This is a genomic window from Segatella hominis, assembly GCF_004535825.1.
GTDB lineage: Bacteria > Bacteroidota > Bacteroidia > Bacteroidales > Bacteroidaceae > Prevotella > Prevotella hominis.
On record NZ_SGVY01000036.1, the window covers coordinates 1 to 18,127 of the forward strand.

The following is an 18,127-nucleotide window of genomic DNA, read 5'->3' on the forward strand; positions in this document are numbered from 1 at the left end:
TTCATAACAGTTACTCTTTAAATCGTTGTTTTTTTGTTCTTTAGCGATTACAAAGATACAACTTTTTATCGAGAAACTGTTATTTTTACCCTACTATTTTGGGGTGGGAAACTTTAGTTATATATTTGCTGCGAAGATACTATTTTTTAGGATAAACCATCCTAAAACTATTCTTCTATCCCCATATCTAGGTATTTTCCCGAAACCATCATTTTTAGGTATTGCAGATAAAGAGAAAAGGCTGTATCTTTGCAGCCGAAAATAAATGTAACTAAAAGAGATTAAGGACAAATGAAAACAACTATCGTAATTTATGGCTCTTCTACTGGCTCATGCCAGTCGATTGCCGAAACCATCGCCTCTAAGTTGGGCGTGGAAACTGTAGATGTAGCTAACATCGATGAGGCTACTATCGCAAGTCACGAGAATCTCCTTCTCGGTACTTCTACATGGGGTGCAGGCGAGATGCAGGATGACTGGTATGACGGCGTGAAGACGCTTAAGAGTGCTGGATTGGCTGGCAAGACTGTGGCTCTCTTCGGTTGTGGAGACAGCGAGTCATATTCTGACACTTTCTGCGGCGGTATGAAGGAACTCTATGATGCTGCTGTGGAGGCAGGTGCTACTGTACTGCCTGGTGTTTCTACAGACGGATATACCTTTGAAGATAGTGAGGCTGTGGAGGGAGACAAGTTCCTGGGACTCGCTCTCGATGATGTGAACGAGGATGATAAGACCGAGGAGCGCATCGATGCCTGGATTGAGGCTATCAAACCAGCGCTTTAATTAATCATATAAAATCGGATAGTATGCAGCAGGAAATCGCAACACCAGTAGATCTGAAGGTTCTGATGAATCATATATATGAATATAAGAAGGGCGTGCGCCGTCTGGTGTTATATACCTTCAACAAGAAATATGAGTCTTTTGCCATAACAAGATTAGAGCGTCAGAACATTGATTATATCATTCAGCCGGTTGGTAACGACCGTTTGAATCTCTTCTTTGGCAAGCGTGAATGTCTGGATGCTATCCGTATGATTGTCACCAAACCATTGTGCCAGCTTACGCCTGAGGAGGATTTCATCCTTGGGGCGATGTTGGGATATGATATTTGTGCGCAGTGCGAGCGCTTTTGCGAGCGTAAGAAGAAAGTTTGCTAAATTAGATAAGGATTTCTCTCTCAATATCATGGGGATGTTCTCCCTCTTGATTCTTCAAGGAGATGGCTCTTTGATGGGAGAGTCTTCATATGTTATAATGTTTTATGTTAATAATGAAATAAAAGAGCGTGATTGCCCGATTGGCGACCACGCTCTTTTGAATTATATTCTTCGGAATAATTCCTGTTTTTACCCCTTGTTTTAACGGAATAATTTCTGTTTTTACCTTCTATTTTAACGGAATAATTCCTCTTTTTAGTACTTTTTCCGACGGAAGAAGTTCCTCTTCCTTACTTCTTCATCATTTCCTCTACGGCTCTGATAAGCTGGGTATCATGGCCGGTGATGTAATCCTCTGGAGAATTATATACCTCGATGTCTGGCTGGAGAGTGGTATTCTCGCCGAAGGTGCCACGCATGTCACGGCAACCTACCTGAGGAATACCGAATACCAGACTGCGGTCCATCAAGGTCTCCCACCATACGGCAGTCATCGTACCAGCCACAGGCGCACCAATCAGCTTGCCGATGCCCAACTCCTTATATACCCATGGGAAACCATGCCCGTTGCTATAGTCGTCCTCGCAAATCAATACGCAAGATGGCTTGGTCCACTTGTTGAATGGATCCTTGCCCACCACCTTACCGTGAGGCACAAACTCCTGATACTGCTTGCCGCTGAGCAGGGTGCAGAGGTCGTCGTGCAACCAGCCGCCACCATTGTGACGCTCATCCACGATGACGGCATCCTTGGTGCGGTTCTTCTCGCTCAACAGTTCACTATACACGGTGCGGAAACTCTCGCTGTTCATTGCCTTCACATGTACATAGGCTATTCTGCCGTGCGAAACACTGTCCACGATGGCACGGTTTCTATCCACCCATCGCTTGTAGAGCAGCTCCTGCTGAGCACCCTGCGAGATGGCCTTGATGGTGAGGTCGAAGCGCTTGCCCTTGGTGTTCTTGATGGTGAGGCGGATGTTCTTGCCAGCCTTTCCGTCGAGCAGCGCATTGTAGTCCTCGCCTGCCTTGATGTCGGTGCCGTCTATCTTCTCGATGATGCTGCCCGGAGTCACCTCGTTCTTCTTCACGGCAAAAGGACCGCGCTTGATAATCTCCTTGATCTTCAGTCCGTCGCCCTCATAGGATGGGTCGAGGAATACGCCCAATGCTGCGGTAGAGAGGGTGGCTCCGCTGGCATAATAACGGCAACCGGTATGGCTGGCATTCAGCTCGCCTAGCATCTCGCTCAACATCTCAGCGAAGTCGAAGTTATTATTAATATAAGGTAAGTACTTCTCATACACCTTGCGATAGTACTCCCAGTCCACGCCCTGCATCTTAGGGTCGTAGAACTTGTCTGCCACCTGTCTCCATACGTGGTCGAAGAGATACTGACGCTCCTCGGCTGGCTTGTAGTTGAACGGAGCCTCGAAGTCGATATTCTTGGTAGATCTCGAACCGAGTTCCACCTTCTTGATATTGCTGCCGTTGCAGAGATAGAGGTTCTTCACATCCTTGTCGGCTACGAATCCGCCCTGTCCGATGCCCTTCATCATCAGCGAGGTCTTGTTCTCCTTCAGGTCGTGGCACCACAGGTCGTAGTCGCTTTCGAAAGAAGCCTGATAGTAGATCTTCTCGCCCTTGGTATCGAGGATGGCATCACCCATGTGGGATGAGTTGACGGTGAGTCGTACGATGCGGTCGCGGCAGTTGTCGATGTCCAGTTCGAGCGGTTTCACCTTGTCCACCTCTATTTTGCCAGTCTTCTCCTCTTTCTTTTTCTTGTCTTCCTTCTTCTTCTCCTCCTTCTCGTCGGCCTTCTTCTCCTTCTCGTCCTTGTTGGCCTCAGCGAGTTCGAGTTCCTCCTTGCTCATGCGGAAGCGGTCGTAGGCATCGAGGTCGAAGAACATGAGATAAGCATCGCTTTCTGCGCCCCATGAACCATGACTGCGATAACCGGCACGGTCGCTTTCGAAAAGCATCGCCTTTCCGCCGAGCACCCACTTGCCGTTGCCGTCGCTATATCCACTGTTGGTCAGGTTGTGCATCTCCTTGCCGTCGGCTTTCACCAGTGCGATATCGGTATTGTTCCATCCGCCGTTGCCAATGTAGCTGCAGAGGAGCCACTTGCTGTCTGGACTCCACTCAAACCAGATGTCGCCATCGGAGTAGGAGTAGTTGTACTTGCCATCGAGCACGGTGCGCACATCCTTGGTCTTCAGATTGATGATGCGCAGGGTGGCACGGTCTTCATAGAAGGCCACTTCCTTGCCGTCCGGGCTGTAGGCTGGATATTGCGAGGTCATATTGGTCTTGGTGAGCTGCTCCTCCTCCACATCCGTGCAGTAGGTGAAGTTCTTCTCCTTTTCGTTCTTGATCTTAGCCTGATATATCTGCCATACTCCGTTGCGCTCAGAGGCATAGACGAGACTTCTGCCGTCTGGCGAGAAACTCACGTTGCGCTCCTGCTGCGGCGTGTCGGTGATGCGCTTGGTGGTCTTGTATTCGGTGGATGTCACATATACATCGCCGTGCATCACGAAAGCCACTTCCTTGGCGTCTGGCGAGAGGGCTATCTCTGTGGCTCCCCAACTGCGCACCTGGCGTACGAGACTTGGCTCATCATTGTCGGCGGTGATGGAGATGTTCACCTTCTGTGGCTGTGCTCCCTCTTTCACGGTGTAGATTTCGCCGTCGTAGCCGTAGCAGAGGAGTCCGTCGGCAGAGGAGGTGAGGAATCGGATAGGATTCTTCTTCTCATGGGTGAGCTGAACGTCCTTGCCGGTAGCGATGTTGCGATGATAGATGTTGAAGGATCCCGCCTGCTCGCTCAGGTAGTAGAAGCTCTCACCGTCGGCAGCCCATACAGGCGTGCGGTCTTCGCCCTTGAAGGCAGTTATCTTCTGGTATTTCCCGTTGTCGAGCATCCAGATGTCGCGAGTGATAGGCGAAGTATGATGCTTGCGCCACTGGTCTTCATATCCCTTGGAGTCGTGGTAGAGCACCTGTCCCTTGGCGTTGATGCTGATGTCTTCCATCGGGATGACGGAGTAGAGTTTCGGTCTTCCGCCCTGTGTGCTTACCTCGTAAACCTGCGAGAATTCCCGGCTGGCAAAGAGGTTGCTCTCAGCGGTAGGCATGATGTTGGCAGAGAAGAGCACGTGGTCGTTGTCCTTGAAGGCAACAGGAATTTCGCGCTCACTGTTGGTGGTGATGCGTGTAGGTGCGCCTCCGTGTGCAGACATCACATATACGTCGAAACTTCCCTCGCGGTTGGAAGCGAAGGCTATTTTCTTGCCGTCAGGGCTCCAGATGGGGTAGGAGTCGTGAGCAGCATTTGTGGTGAGCTGTCTGGCTTCTCCGCCCGTGGCAGGAACGCTGTAGATGTCTCCCTTGTAGGAGAAAACGATGGTTTTGCCATCAGGCGAGATGGCAGGGTAGCGCATCCACAATGGGGCTTGCTGTGCCTGGGATGCGAGCGATGCTGCCAGAAAAGCAGCACTAAGGAATAGTTTTTTCATTATCACAAAGTCACTTTCTAATAAATTATTGTTGCAAAGTTATAGCTTTTATGTGAAATCACCAAATATTATTTTTATTTTTAAGCACGGATGTTACTTTTTTTCATCGGATGTTTATTCTTTACCTTTCCTTTTTCTGTATTCTCATTTCTTGCCATCCCACTTCTCCAGTTATTGCATTGACGGGGAGTTCTGATTACTGATTACGATTACAGTTCGATTTTCCGCAGGTTCATCTTCGTCATTTAAAACAAGAATCAGTCATTAGGATGCAGGGGTAAGGGGGATAGGATGCATTGCGATAGCACCGCCTTAACGATATAAAAACAGATAGTTAGGGCGGCGGTATCGCTTCAGTTCTTTAATGTAGCTAAAGGAATAACCTTTACTCCATCTTCTCTTGTATAAGCCATTTCGCCCCCAGTCATGACAATCAGCAGGTCTGGTTCTCTGAGCGGCATCTGATGTTCGACCTTGTTTTTCTCACGAATCAGATTACGTAGTTGCAGAAGATGCTTGGCGCCATCGTCAATCTCCCGACTACCCAACTTGCATTCTATCAAGGCATAACGGCCATCCGCAAGATGAAGTACAATATCTGCCTCCAGGCCATAGCGGTCGTGATAGTAAGAGACTCTGCCACCCAAGGCTTGCGAATATACCTTCAAATCGCGAATGCACATACACTCGAATATGAAACCAAAGGTTCGAAGGTCTAATTCCAAACTTCTTGGCGACATACCCAAGGCCGCAACTGCTATGGAAGGATCTACAAAACAACGCTTGGCTCCCGAACGGATAGCGGCGGCAGAACGGATAGCCGGACACCATGCCTCCACATCTTCTATGACAAACAGTCTTTGCAATGCAGAAAGATAATCATCAAACGTGGGCATCGATGTTTTCTCCATTTCTACTGTGATATCTGCCAACATCTTGGATTTCTTGACAAGGGTGCAGATGTTTCGGGCATAAGAACGCATGATGAGTCGTGCTAATGCAGGCTGTCTCCTTACTCCATCCACCCTTGATATGTCTTCATTGCAAATCACATTTACATAATCCTGTGCTATCAGCAATTGTGCCTCCTGCAAAGTGACGTCCAATGATGCTGGCCAACCGCCTCGGCAAGCGGCATAAATCAGTTGCTCCACACTCATGTCTGACTGCAATCCATCAATATCGTAAGAAGGGTCATCAAACAATGAACGTAAAGATATGGAGCCTGTTGATTCTTTTGACTCATAAAGGCTCATGGGATACATGGGCATTTTGGAGATACGCCCTGTACCCGTATGCATGATTTCTCCGTTATGGTCTTCAACGACAGTAGAACCGGTTAAGATAAATTGGCCTTTCAGATTTCGCTCATCTACGGTATTTCGAACGGCATCCCACAATACCGGTGCTACCTGCCATTCGTCTATCAGTCGTGGTGTTTCACCTCTGAGCAGCAAGGAGGGTTTGGTGCGTGCCGTCGCCAGATAACCTTCACGCTTATCTGGGTCTTGCATCTTGATTACACTTTTTGACTGCTGCATGGCCGTAGTGGTTTTGCCGCACCATTTAGGACCTACAATCTGCACTGCTCCAAAGGCTTCCAGACGAAGCAGGAGCATTCTGTCTGCTATTCTGTCTAAATACTTCATATTCAGTGCTTTTTGTTTGCAAAGATAATGATAAATAATGGATTCTACAAGCGATTTTGCATTTTTGTGGCGTTTTACTTTGTATTTTAACGCTATTTTACTTTGTATTTTTGTGGCACTTTACTTTGTGTTTTTGTGATAAAGCGCTTTTGCCCTTTTCTACCCCTTCGTCATTTCACTGGCGTGAGTTGATTACTGATTACGATTACAGTTCGATTTTCCGCTGGTTCACCTTCGTTATTTAGAATATGAATCAGTCCTTATGATGCAGGGTAAGGGGATAGATGCATTGTGATAGCACCTTGTAAGATGTACTTTAAATTTAGTTAAAAGTGGGGCGTTCCCTCATAAAATGTGTGGAAACATGATTAGATTCCCTCATGAAATGTGATGAAAGGATAGATTATTCCCTCATAAAATGTGATTTTAAGATACGGATTATGGAAAGATTGATTTCCTGCTCCAGATGAGGAGGATGAGATTGTTCCACGAAGGCCTACTGCCCCTATGAATATTTAGATATGGCGCATGATGTTGTATGCCCATATCATGATTTCGAATGTGCAGAAGGGGATAAGAAACTGCTTGCGATTTAGTAAAGAGTTGATTCTCCCCATATAATCCCTATTGGTAAACCATTGGCTGAAAAGCAGGAAAGGGGCTAAGACAATGCCGACTAAGGCTATCACGATGTTGGGATTCATGGTGACGGCAGCCACCATGTCGCCCTTGAGCAAAAGGCTCAAGGCCCTTGTCATCCCGCATCCAGGACAAGGTATTCCCAATGCCCATTTGGTGGGGCATAGGAGAATATTTACCTTGTAGTGGGTGTAGATAAACATCCATGCGATGCCCAATAGGTAAAGCGCCGACAATATAATCGTTTCTCGTTTGCCCATTAGGTTTAGATGAGAGACATCAATTTCTCGAAGTTCTTTTCCTTGGTTCTCTTCATGATCAGGAAATAATCGACGATGGTCCAGATGCCGCATCCGCCGCATGTCAGCAACTTGGCTATTCCGAGTCCTGTGTCGCCAATGTAGAAACGGTCAATACCTAAGCTACCCACCAACAGTGACAGGATGAGTGTTGTGACAGGGTCTTTGAACTGGAGAGAATACATCAATGATTTCTTCGATTCGTCCATCTGGTCGAATTTCTGCTTGAGCATCATGATGCTTTCTTCTGGAAAGTATTTGCTATATGTCATTAATAGCATGTTGGTTTGTTCGCTCATAGTGATATATTTCTATAGGATAATGATATTGTATTGATGATGAACGAGGAAGAACCAGAAGGCTCTTCCTCAAATGACTTGTTTAAAAATACGTCATAAACTTTTTATAGTTGTATTCACGTGTTCTCTTACCTACGGTGAACAGGTCGATGAGTGACCAAATGCCGCCTGCACCACAAGTGATGAGTTTGACAACTGCTAATCCTGTATCGCCCAACCAGAAACGATCGGCTCCGAAACCTCCCAAGAAGAAAGCGAAAAGGAATCCGACTGTAGGATTTTTCCAGTCTGTTGACATCAACATGGTCTCTTTGTCCTCGCCGAGTGTGGCTAATTTATCCTTGATCTGACCTACCATCATAGGAGGAAAGAACTTGGCATTCGCCATCATGAACTGATCAATTTTTTCTTTTTCCATAATCTTTAAATTTTGTTATTAAGTTAAGAATGTTAAAATCTATTATGTATATTTACTTTTACTTTCTAACACTGCAAATATAATAAAATAAATGAATATATCCTAATTCTATGTCGATTTTTTTTCAAAAAAGTTATTTTTCCCTTTTTTTAGACCATTCCGTTTATTCCATTTGTAGTGTAACCTTTGTTACACCTTATTATATAATAGGTAACGAGTAGAGCCTAAAGTATGTGCTAACTTATCAACGACCTTAGTGGCTTTCCTTATTATGCCTAGAACCATCTCTTCTTCATTTTCTTCAAGAAATCCTTGGTGATAGGGAAGCCGGAGGCATCACCTATTACGGAGTCGATATGGCAGAAGGGACATTCGGCTGTTGGCGGCTCATCAGGGAGGTAATCCGTGATTTCGGATGGCGAGAAGATTTCGCAACAGCTGAAGCAACCGCACTTTTCTGACTTCTCAATCTGTTCATAGTTTTTACAATCCTTAATACTATCTGAAAATGTCAAAGAACTCACTTTTTTATAATCTTCCGTCGTGATAAACATGCTCAACCATTCCGTTAAGACACCAAACAGTAATATTGTTACCCAAGCTGCGTAACAATCCACAGAGCTGGTATTTGTTCCATACTGAATGATACACTCTTTCAAACAATTTTACTTTGATACCTTTTATTGTACCAATATAATCATTCAAGATTCCTTCTGGCATTCCAACATAAGGCTCTATTTTTATCATCGCATCTACAGGTTTGTCTCCATATTTCTTTCTGAGCTGAGTTACCTCCTTATACATATACTCATTGTCAGCCTTGTTTATCTCTTCTTGTCTCTTATACTCAGAAGCCTGAGCACCAAGACTGACTAGATCTTCATAACCCATGAGAGGCTTTTTGAGTTCTTCAGATAATTGCTGCTTTGACATTCCTATATACGACTCTCCAATAACATCTCCTGCACTATTGAGCTTATAACCAGCCACTAATTCGAACTGCTCACTGGACAAACGTTTTGTATTTGCACTCCATAGCGTAGGTTTTACTGGTTTTAACTTCAGATAGCATCCTCCTTTTTCCTGTAAAAATCCATAAAGATTTTCTCCATTTGGATTATATAGGAACGTATACCCCTGATCTTTATATGCAGACAGACAATCCGTCTCTTCTTGTACAGAATAAAGAGTGGCTATAGGGATATTTGCATTAGTGCGGCGCATAATAACTCTTCCGTCTAAATAAAGATTTATACCAGAAAGGCAACCTCCATATTCATCCTTGTAATTTATAGGCTCAATTTTATCCAATGCAGAGGTCATAATGGTGGCATCTTCTCTAAACGAATCATCGCCACTACCATTATAGAATTTTGAAGGTTTGGGAACTTGTTTGATAATTGACACCCATTGCTTAGGGTTACTATTGGTTCTGCAAAGCATGAAAGCAAGACAAGTACCGGTCTTCTTATTTTTAGCAATAACGTCCTTCAATGCTCCATTAAGATCATCCCATGCTGTAGGCTCTTGCTGCATAGCATAGAAGACAAAACTTTTCATATAAGACACATAACTCTTTGGGTCTTCTGCATTCTTCAGCTTATCTATACATTCCTTTAGAGTTATCTCCTTGTTTTGATATTTAGCCAGAACATATTCTGCAGTACCGTGAGCATAACAACGTTTTGCAAAAAAGTTCTTCCATTCTGAAAAGTAATTGGCAGGAGTTTCCACTCCAAGTTTGTCTTTATAGTCTGCCTTCAGATCATTGTCTACTTCTTCAGGAAGAACCAATTTCTTCTGGCCGTTGACTTCCTTGTAGAAAACTATTTCTTTGCTCTTAAGCCATGTATTGAAAGATGCGTCAACCATTGAGATGTCATATGGAATAAATCCCGCAATATCAGAGATTGTCCATTTCTTTGTTTTCAGCAAAGCATTGAGCTCAGCAGTCTTGGCAGACTTGACAGAAGAAGCGTTCTGCGCTTTTATAGTCATACAACTAAAAAGCGCAAAACAGATTATTAGGATATTATAATGTATTCTTTTCATATTGTTTTTATTCTGGTAGTTCTATTTCATCTTGTTCTGTATCCTCAGTACTTTCTGTTTTCGGACTATTAAAAACTGGACGCACTAGAAGGCCAACGATCGCTTGATCACTATTCTGAACGGTTGCGTTTTTTAGGGACGGATTAACCTTTCCGTTTTTTTCAACGGATATTATTGCTAATATCTGAGCATTGGATTCCTTGTTGGCAGTTCTATATAGAGCCTCCGTCGCTTTTACGGTTATTCCATTATATTGGGCAAGTTGTGACAAATTAACGAAAGTCTCATTTTCTGTTATAACTGACATAAGTCTAGCCGAAACTTGTTTAGATAATTCCATGTTACCAATCCTAGCATATATATCATTAGGCGGGAAGTAAAGATAAATGGATTTGCCATTTGGTCCTGTAAATTTCGCAACATATAGTTTGTTGATTACCATATAGTCAAGGGTACAGCTCTCAAACAGTTCTTTCCACTGTTCGGCGGTAGGAATGCTCCATCCCTTGCCATATTTTTTTGTTGCAACATCATACTCTGTTCCTGCAATATTTGTAATGTCAGACTTGAATGTGTATGTATCTGACGTATAAATCTGTTTGGTTGCAGTTTCACCATACGAATAATAGCCACCAACAGAAGTAACGCTTGTTGCACCAATATTTCTATCAGCCCATTTTGTACCGCTTGGCAAACCTAAGTCCACCAATATCGGCTTAGAAGCAGTCTGCTGTGCAGGTCTTTTTGACGCAGTAGTTGGTCTCTTGGTTGTAGTACCTTTTCTTGTCTGTGCTGACAAGGACAATGTAAACATCATTGCACAAGCAATGATAAATAAACTCTTGATTTTCATAATCTTTCAGTTTTTAATTTTATTATATTCGATATTTATAAAGCAGTATGCAGTCAAATCCGCTTATATATGCCGGACAATGTTATATATCCATATGCTTCCTTCAGCGATTAGGATTATGACGAGGTAAACCTTCTTATCTAAACAGGCATTTATCCTTGAAAGATAATCTTTCTTTGTTGCTAATTGTGTGATTAAGATGAAAGGAGCAATGGGAAGAATAATCCAAACAAGTATGATATTAGGATTCATCCGTACTGCTGCCAATAACTCACCTTCAAGACAAAGCTTTACAGATCTAGTCATTCCACAACCAGGACAAGGAATACCAAAGAGAATTTTAGTAGGGCATAGTACCAAACTTATATCATAAGTGTAGTTTAGTTTCATCCACACCATACCTAATATATAAACTCCCAATAGTGTAAAGCTTCTTGCCTGGTCATTACATGACTGTTATAAATTTTTCTAAGTTCTTCTCCTTTGCTACTTTCATGATTAAAAAGTAATCTATAATCGTCCAGATTCCACAACCTCCACAAGTAAGCAGTTTTGCTATTCCAAGACCTGTGTCACCGATATAAAATCTGTCAATTCCTAATCCGCCAGCAACAATGGAAAGTATTAATGCCATAGTTGGATCTTTTAAGCCTAATGTATACAGCATAGATGTCTTGGATTCATCCATAGTTTCGAATTTATCCCGGATCATCATCATACTTTCATCAGGAAAATACTTGCTATATGTCATTAATAGCATATTGATTTTGTCATTCATTGTTGTCTTGCTTTTCGTTTTTTGAGGAAGAGCTTATTTTGCTCTTCCTCAAATCTAATGTTTAAAAATACATCATCAATTTGTTGTAATTGTACATCTTTGCACGGTTCATTACTGTAAACAAATCGATAAGTCCCCAAATTCCAGCTCCTGCACAAGTAATGAGTTTAACAACACCTAGACCTGTTTCGCCAAGCCAAAAACGGTCGACACCCAAACCGCCAAGGAAGAAAGCGAATAGGAAGGCAACAGTAGAATTTTTCCATTCAGTAGCCATCAGCATGCTCTCTTTGCTCTCGTCAAGTGACTCAAGCTTCTTTTTTACATCTTCAATCATCATTTCAGGGAAATATTTTCCATTTACCATGATGAACTGGTTAATCTTTTCTTTTTCCATAGTCTTTAAATGTTGAAAATATAATTTGTTTTTATTTTCGCAAATACAACAAGCAAGTGCGAATTTTACTAAATGTCTTGTTTATAACGCTGTTAATATACTATGTCTTTTATAAGTATTTCTTACAGCCTTTGTAATAACTAGGAGCGTATATTCTCTTAAAATAATCATCTCCGCGATACAATCCGTCATTCAAGAAAGTGATGCTGGCGGATCCACTCTTGCTTTTGACTTGCAAGTCTCCATTGTCGGCAAGTTTGTAGGTGAACTTTTCTTTTAGACCATTAAAGTTATTAATAAATACACCTTTTCCGCAGCCATTAACATCGGGAGCACTAAATACCCAAGCTACACTAACAGTTTCATTATTACCAAAATTAAAGATATAGTCGACGACATTGTCTTTAAATTCTTTGTATTTGGCTTGTCTTTCTGCTTGTAGCTCCAACTCTTCTTGTGCTTTCTGCTCTTTGAGCTCTAACTCTTCCTCGGCCTTTTTGTCCTTGGCAAGCATATTGCTTATCTCCGTTTTATGGTTGCCGCCATCCTTGAACTTTTCCATGTATTCATTCTCCAAAGAAATCTTGGTGGCAAGGTCTTTGGTCTTGCAGATATTGGCATAGGCGGTAGAATCGTCTACCCATACTCTTAAGTTCTTGCGAATCTTGACAAGGTGTTCTGGAGATGCCTCCTCGAAGTAATTGTCAAGGTAAGCTCTCATCTCCTGAGGATTGTTCGAGGTTGATACTCGGGCAAAGGCCTTGTCCTCTTTTTCTTTAGAGTTACAGCTGGTCAAAATAGTTATGGCCAGCATGGATAAATATAAAAGTTTTTTCATATCTTATGTATTGATGTGAGATGTTGTATGAATGGGTAATGTCGTAATATTCCTATAGTCGGATATTATTTCATTGCCTCGGTCAACTTTTTGGTAATCTCGACATAGCGTTGCAATTGCTCACTGGTAAAGTTGCCTTTGGCATCCTTGCATTTTTCGAGCAAATCCTGATAGCTGCCTTCCTGCTCCTGTGCTTCGCCGAGAGTAGACATGTACTCTTCAGAACCTGGTTCCATGTCCTTCAACTTAGCATAGAAGTCAGAGAGTTTGTTGACATATTCCTCGTAGGAGTCGAGCATCTCGTCGATGTCGGTGTCTGAAGATGACGAAGAGAAGTCGTTAGAGGTGTCTTCACTTTCTTTGGTCTCCTCGGTCTTCTTCGACGCCCCCTTTCCGGTAATTTGCTCGATGGCATTAGGGATGTTGCAGTATGTCATAAACATGTAATGGTTGTCGGTGGTGGCACTTTCTAGGGTATTGTTCCAAGCTTCGTATGCCTTGGTGACCTTTTTGACATTTTCGCTGTCTTCACCCTCTTTTTGGATGATCTCTTCCCAATCAGGATAGTCCTGTGAAATCTTGTACAACTTTTCCATCAGCTCGTCATGTATTCTGTCACAGTCGTCGTTGCTGGATGCAGAAGCGAGTTCTTTGGTCGAACTTTCGTATGCCTCTACCAGTTTGTCGAACATTGAAGAAGAACATGCAGAGAATAGCAATGTCAGCATGAATGCAAAAAAAACAGGAATCTTTTTCATAATTAATGATATTTAAAATTAATAATATTGTTTTTAAAAGTAATCCATAATCATCAACCTCCCATTGCAAATGTGATGAATGCAAGTTTTATCGCCAGTGAATTGTGGCAATTCAGTCAGATTATCTTTCGTGAATATCTTGTCGAGATTAATTTCATTTTATTCTATAGCTCCCGATGCTATCGCAAAGAAGAGCATAATGATAAAAGATTTTTTTCATATCCTTGTGAATTATTTATTGTTCTTATTTTTGAATACATCGACAAAAGCAGTTATTGCCTTTTCTCGATCCTCTTTTTTCATGTAGGAATTCCCAATGTAAGGAACATAAATGGGTTTACAGTTTATAGAAGCACCTATTTTGCTAAGAATTGCGTTAGCAGTTCTTCCGTGAGCAATGATGCAACTTGGCTTTATCAATTCTATCTCTTTCTGGAGAATTTCTTGATATTTATGAGTGTCAGTTTTCAGAATGCCTCTCTTGTCTTTTGTAAACAGTTTGTTGCAATCAGTCATATAAATTGCAGTTCCTGGAGCTGCTTCGAGAGCCTGAAGTATGACTGGTGTCATGAATCCCTTGCGAGTATTGGTACGATAGCTTTTGTCATGAAAGCCAAAAGGAGAGGATAAAGATAACTTTCCTTTATAGCGTTCTGTGCGTCTTGGGTCTTGGCTTACTACCATGACAATATTTGAGATTGGCTTGTCATGGTCTGTTTGTATAAGTGTCGGTATGTCAAATCCCAAGATGTTATAGTCTTGGTAATCTTTTGGGGCATCAATATATTTAACGGCACATCCATTATCTGACGGACCGTCAGGATATTCCCAATTACATTGTTCTTTCATTTCCTGGTATCTTTTCAGAAGAATATCATCGTATTTCTTCTCACTGAAGATAACACTGCTGATGCTGGATAATACTTTTTGCATTACCTGTTCGTCGGTATCTGAAATATAAATGTTAGTTCTTTCCATGATGTTTATCATTTACTTTTTGGTTATTTCATTCTAAGGCACAAAAAAAGGTGCGAACCAATTTCATTCTGTTCTGAAGGTTCTGGACTACCTGTACACAAAGAATGAAAATCAGCTCACACCAATGGGTATATGTTGATACCCTTCCCGCCGAAGCGGAATGGATACAATAATATACGATTGGGTGAACAACTTCTGTCTTCGTTCTTGTGTACAATGAATTGTCCAGATTCTCAGTACGAACCAAGCATGGTTGTTTCCTTAACATGTCTGCTGTTTGTTTAGAACAGCACTGCAAATATACCATATTTTTTTTAATGTCGTTCATCGTGAGCTGATTTTTTGCAAAAATAGCTGATTTTTTTGCTTTTTCAGCGTTCCATTCTATTCCAAGTTCGAAATATGAGGCTTTTTTTGTGGAAATATCTTATTGGTTGGATTTGTTTTACTATCTTTGCAGCATGGAACAGATATTACGTGAAATGATAGAAAAGATGGCGGGGCGTAAGATGGTTGTGCCTCGCGACTTCGTATGGTTGAGCGAAAAGGTGGAGGAACGTACCCAGCAAAGGGTGAGTGCTTCTACGTTGCGTCGATTCTGGGGATACGTGAGCGAAGGGGTTTCTGCCAGCAAGTTTACCAAGAATGTCCTGGCGAATTTTCTCGGTTATGCGGACTTTGAGGAGTTTGGATTGTCGCAAGGAACGGGAGAACGGCAGAGCCAGATGGTTATGGGCAAGGAAATCTCTTGTGATGATCTTTATGAGGGACAGATGCTCAAACTTTCCTGGCTGCCCGACAGAACCTGTATCATCAGGTATCAGGGAAACGGAAGTTTCAGAGTTCTGTCATCTGAAAATACCAGATTGACGAAAGATGATACCTTCGAGTGCCATCATTTCATCAATCATGAGCCTGCTTATCTTCATGCCTGGAAACATGGAGTTGATAAACCGGTTACTTACGCTATAGGTAAGAAGAACGGCATCATCGTGGAGCATTACTTAGAAGATTGAAATCTTGACAAGGTGGGCTTCACATATCTCTCAGCGGTATAGGAGGATAGCTCATAGATGATATCTGCCTTGCCGGCGATGTCTTTAGAGAATGTCTGCGGATAAGTCGTTGTGATGAATTCATTACTCTTATCGACAAACTGATTGAATGCCTCGCTCTTTTTCACAACAGACTGGATGGTGTCTATGCCGGATTCCTTCCACATCTTGTCGATAGTCTTCTTTCCCTTGGATATGAGTTCGGCGCTTTGTAAATGGGATGCAGAAGATGGCTCAGCAGCTGCTGGCTGCTGGGAATGTTTGCTTTCAGAGAGTGGGGCTGCATCACCCGCTTGCTGGCGGATGACTGTATCCTTCTTGGCTTCGTGATGTGCCGGGGTGATGCTAATGCTCTTTTCCTGCTGATACAGTAAAGGATAACTGATGAAACCTAATAAGATGATAAAGACAAAAGCTGCGATTGCGATACGCTTGATAACGGATAGATGCCTGTTTCTGTGAGCCATGAAATCGGCTTTGAGTTCATCTACATTGGCATATCGCTGGGCTATGGGAGCCTTGCAACGCTTGATGATTGCTGTATAGGGCTTGCCTGGAAGTATTTTTTCCAGGATGCAGCCGATGCTGAAGATGTCGTTGCGGATGTCTGCCTGTCGGGAGATGATCTGTTCTGGAGAGATGTAGCCCGGTGTGCCGGCTGGTTGTTTGAGGATGGCAAAGTCATCGGTATCTGAAAGCCCGAAATCGATGAGTTTTACATGATTGCCGTTATGGGTAATAATGATATTGGAAGGTTTTAAGTCTCTGTGTACTATCTGCTTGGCATGGATGTAATGCACTGCATCAAGCAGCTGGAGGAAGATGCCTTCTCCCTCAGTCTTCTTGCCACTCCAGTGTTCCAGCGTGATACCATCTATCCATTCCATCACGATACAGGTACCCATTTCTGGTATTTCTTCCATGCTGTAGGCTGATACGATGTAGGGATGCTGCAGGGATATGAGGATATCGAACTCTTTGTGCAGCAGGTTCTTGTAGTTTTCGTCTTGGCGATATGGCTCCTTCAATCCCTTGAGTACCCACCATCTGCCATAGCGCTTTGCCTTGCAAAGAAGGTTGAATCCTTTGCAAGGTATGGGAGTAAAGTCTGAAAATTGCTCAGACCTCCTGCTTTCTTCTATGATGATTCCAGAATATGAATCCATGTTATGCAGATTGGTTTGATAATTCGGTTGCAAAGTTAGCTAAAAGTTTCGAGAAAATTCTCTTTAGGGAGATTTTTTTTTGAAATAGTAATCTATTTCTATAGTGATTCTGCTTCAGATATCGTAGGCTTGTGGGATGATTACTGATTACGATTACAGTTCGATTTTCCGCTCTATATAATACAATAACCCCCAACCCGCTATAGCGAAAAGCAGGTTGGGGGAATTATAATGATTTCGCTTTCTTTATGGAAATCTTCTCTGCGTTTCTGCATCTCAGCGAATGAGAGGCGATTTACAAAGGATACTCCTCGAAAGCATAGAGTACAGTACTCAAATATCGTTCACCAGTATCTGGCAAGAGGGCTACGATCTTCTTGCCCTTGTTCTCAGGACGCTTCGCAATCTCAGTGGCTGCAAAGGCGGCGGCTCCTGATGAGATTCCTACCAGCAAACCCTCGGTCTGAGCCAAGTCACGACCTGCCTTGATGGCATCATCGTTCTGAATGTCCAATACCTCATCAATGTATTCAGAAGAGTAAGTCTCTGGAATGAAACCAGCTCCGATGCCCTGAATTTTGTGAGGACCGCTCTGTCCGCCGTTCAATACAGGCGATGTGGCAGGCTCTACGGCAATCACCTTCACGTTAGGATTCTGCTCCTTCAGATACTTGGCGATACCCGAAATGGTTCCACCGGTTCCTACACCGGCTACGAAGATATCAATCTCGCCATCAGTATCAGCCCAGATCTCTGGACCCGTTGTAGCATAGTGCTTGGCAGGGTTGGCAGGGTTGGTGAACTGTCCTAAAATCACAGAACCAGGGATGGAATCTCTCAACTCCTCGGCAGCCTTGATGGCACCCGGCATACCGTCTTTGCCGCTGGTCAATTTCACCTGTGCGCCGTAAGCCTTCACCAAGTTTCTGCGCTCGATACTCATCGTCTCAGGCATGGTGAGGATGAGGTGGTAGCCTTTCACGGCTGATACCAAAGCCAATCCAACACCTGTATTGCCACTGGTAGGTTCGATGATGGTAGCTCCCGGTTTGAGGAGTCCCTTCTGCTCTGCATCCTCGATCATGGCGAGGGCTACGCGGTCTTTTACGCTTCCGCCTGGATTGAAGAATTCTACCTTAGCAATTACAGGAGTCTCCAAACCCTTGGATGCTGAATATTTTCCCAATTCTACTAATGGGGTCTTACCGATTAAATCAGTAATCTGCTTATATATCTTTGCCATAACTGTACTCTAATTTTA

19 protein-coding genes are annotated in these 18,127 nt (G+C 43.1%); 3 read left to right on the forward strand and 16 right to left on the reverse strand.

The genetic code is table 11. The features are described from left to right. Nucleotides 1–291 precede the first annotated feature (291 nt). Together fldA and EXN75_RS12130 are read left to right on the forward strand one after the other, a co-directional pair. Nucleotides 292–786 carry a flavodoxin FldA gene (fldA, locus tag EXN75_RS12125; RefSeq protein WP_134844022.1) on the forward strand — a complete coding sequence of 165 codons (495 nt, stop codon included), beginning with the start codon at nucleotides 292–294 and terminating at the stop codon, nucleotides 784–786. Between the two features lie 23 nt (nucleotides 787–809). Further along, a complete protein-coding gene (locus tag EXN75_RS12130) occupies nucleotides 810–1,163 on the forward strand; it encodes a DUF2023 family protein (RefSeq protein WP_134844023.1) in 354 nt (117 codons plus the stop codon). Nucleotides 1,164–1,453: 290 nt separating this feature from the next. Here EXN75_RS12130 and EXN75_RS12135 read toward each other — a convergent pair whose 3' ends face one another. From EXN75_RS12135 to EXN75_RS12200, 14 genes are all read right to left on the reverse strand, one after another. Beyond that, nucleotides 1,454–4,687, reverse strand: coding sequence for a S41 family peptidase (locus tag EXN75_RS12135; RefSeq protein ID WP_134844024.1), 3,234 nt, complete (start codon nucleotides 4,685–4,687; stop codon nucleotides 1,454–1,456). A gap of 353 nt (nucleotides 4,688–5,040) precedes the next feature. After that, nucleotides 5,041–6,336 (reverse strand): ATP-binding protein, encoded by a 1,296-nt coding sequence (locus EXN75_RS12140; protein WP_134844025.1) that lies wholly within the window; start codon nucleotides 6,334–6,336, stop codon nucleotides 5,041–5,043. A gap of 515 nt (nucleotides 6,337–6,851) precedes the next feature. Continuing rightward, nucleotides 6,852–7,235 (reverse strand): DUF2752 domain-containing protein, encoded by a 384-nt coding sequence (locus EXN75_RS12145; protein WP_134844026.1) that lies wholly within the window; start codon nucleotides 7,233–7,235, stop codon nucleotides 6,852–6,854. Nucleotides 7,236–7,240: 5 nt separating this feature from the next. Next, complete coding sequence (locus tag EXN75_RS12150; protein ID WP_246031393.1) at nucleotides 7,241–7,555, reverse strand: TM2 domain-containing protein; 315 nt, start codon at nucleotides 7,553–7,555, stop codon at nucleotides 7,241–7,243. 100 nt (nucleotides 7,556–7,655) lie between these two features. Next, nucleotides 7,656–7,991 carry a TM2 domain-containing protein gene (locus EXN75_RS12155; RefSeq protein WP_134844028.1) on the reverse strand — a complete coding sequence of 112 codons (336 nt, stop codon included), beginning with the start codon at nucleotides 7,989–7,991 and terminating at the stop codon, nucleotides 7,656–7,658. Between the two features lie 275 nt (nucleotides 7,992–8,266). Continuing rightward, nucleotides 8,267–8,506, reverse strand: coding sequence for a cytoplasmic protein (locus EXN75_RS12160; protein WP_167639513.1), 240 nt, complete (start codon nucleotides 8,504–8,506; stop codon nucleotides 8,267–8,269). A gap of 13 nt (nucleotides 8,507–8,519) precedes the next feature. Further along, on the reverse strand, nucleotides 8,520–10,043 hold the full coding sequence (locus EXN75_RS12165; protein WP_134844030.1) for a hypothetical protein: 1,524 nt from the start codon (nucleotides 10,041–10,043) through the stop codon (nucleotides 8,520–8,522). 7 nt (nucleotides 10,044–10,050) lie between these two features. After that, nucleotides 10,051–10,896 (reverse strand): hypothetical protein, encoded by an 846-nt coding sequence (locus tag EXN75_RS12170; protein ID WP_134844031.1) that lies wholly within the window; start codon nucleotides 10,894–10,896, stop codon nucleotides 10,051–10,053. Nucleotides 10,897–10,959: 63 nt separating this feature from the next. Then, nucleotides 10,960–11,295 (reverse strand): DUF2752 domain-containing protein, encoded by a 336-nt coding sequence (locus EXN75_RS18680; protein WP_134844032.1) that lies wholly within the window; start codon nucleotides 11,293–11,295, stop codon nucleotides 10,960–10,962. 46 nt (nucleotides 11,296–11,341) lie between these two features. Further along, nucleotides 11,342–11,674 (reverse strand): TM2 domain-containing protein, encoded by a 333-nt coding sequence (locus EXN75_RS12180; protein WP_134844033.1) that lies wholly within the window; start codon nucleotides 11,672–11,674, stop codon nucleotides 11,342–11,344. 61 nt (nucleotides 11,675–11,735) lie between these two features. Continuing rightward, a complete protein-coding gene (locus EXN75_RS12185; protein ID WP_134844034.1) occupies nucleotides 11,736–12,071 on the reverse strand; it encodes a TM2 domain-containing protein in 336 nt (111 codons plus the stop codon). A 109-nt stretch (nucleotides 12,072–12,180) separates the two neighbouring features. After that, a complete protein-coding gene (locus EXN75_RS12190; RefSeq protein WP_134844035.1) occupies nucleotides 12,181–12,909 on the reverse strand; it encodes a hypothetical protein in 729 nt (242 codons plus the stop codon). A 65-nt stretch (nucleotides 12,910–12,974) separates the two neighbouring features. Next, nucleotides 12,975–13,667, reverse strand: a complete 693-nt coding sequence (locus EXN75_RS12195; RefSeq protein WP_134844036.1) for a hypothetical protein — start codon at nucleotides 13,665–13,667, stop codon at nucleotides 12,975–12,977. 231 nt (nucleotides 13,668–13,898) lie between these two features. After that, the gene (locus EXN75_RS12200) at nucleotides 13,899–14,645 is read right to left on the reverse strand and encodes a uracil-DNA glycosylase family protein (RefSeq protein ID WP_167639514.1); all 747 of its coding nucleotides are present in this window, start codon (nucleotides 14,643–14,645) and stop codon (nucleotides 13,899–13,901) included. Nucleotides 14,646–15,106: 461 nt separating this feature from the next. Between EXN75_RS12200 and EXN75_RS12205 the strand changes: the two genes are divergently transcribed. Next, a complete protein-coding gene (locus EXN75_RS12205) occupies nucleotides 15,107–15,661 on the forward strand; it encodes a hypothetical protein (RefSeq protein ID WP_134844038.1) in 555 nt (184 codons plus the stop codon). Here EXN75_RS12205 and EXN75_RS12210 read toward each other — a convergent pair. Next, nucleotides 15,646–16,866, reverse strand: a complete 1,221-nt coding sequence (locus EXN75_RS12210) for a serine/threonine-protein kinase (RefSeq protein ID WP_134844039.1) — start codon at nucleotides 16,864–16,866, stop codon at nucleotides 15,646–15,648. The two genes, EXN75_RS12205 and EXN75_RS12210, sit on opposite strands and share 16 nt — an antisense overlap. A gap of 295 nt (nucleotides 16,867–17,161) precedes the next feature. Further along, nucleotides 17,162–18,109 (reverse strand): cysteine synthase A, encoded by a 948-nt coding sequence (cysK, locus tag EXN75_RS12215; RefSeq protein WP_118117952.1) that lies wholly within the window; start codon nucleotides 18,107–18,109, stop codon nucleotides 17,162–17,164. Nucleotides 18,110–18,127 lie beyond the last annotated feature (18 nt).